Annotated in this window: 1 protein-coding gene; it reads right to left on the reverse strand. The window is 58.0% G+C overall.

Annotated elements, in window-relative coordinates; genetic code table 11:
• Positions 1 to 338 (reverse strand): hypothetical protein (locus LU493_RS19725; RefSeq protein ID WP_275289498.1); only part of this gene is annotated, 338 nt, incomplete at its 3' end.
• Between the last annotated feature and the right edge of the window lie 45 nt (positions 339 to 383).

The following is a 383-nucleotide window of genomic DNA, read 5'->3' on the forward strand; positions in this document are numbered from 1 at the left end:
TAGCCGGTGTAACCTCCGCGGTCGAAGCCGCTTTTGCCGTTGCCGGAGCCGCCGCTGGCCCCGGTGGCGCTAATGAGCGGCTCATAGCGCATGATTGAGCCGAAATCGTTAGCGCCTTTATTCTCCAGCTCCCGGGCGCTGATGCTGTGTTCGCTACCGGCTTTCTGCACCGGCGCGGGGGCGGTGACGGTCATTTGTTCCGAGGTGTCATCCACCGCCTCGCCGCTAACGGCGGAAGTATCTGCTGCGATGGCAGAAGTCTGATAAATTGCTGCAAACAAAGAGGTCACCAGCAGGCGTTTTTTACACCATGCTGCTGACGGAGTCGATTTGTACATAGTCGCCACGCCTTGATCGTTATTAGTATCGGCTCACGCGTTACT

The organism is Halomonas elongata (assembly GCF_029081005.1).
Taxonomy (GTDB): domain Bacteria; phylum Pseudomonadota; class Gammaproteobacteria; order Pseudomonadales; family Halomonadaceae; genus Halomonas; species Halomonas elongata_B.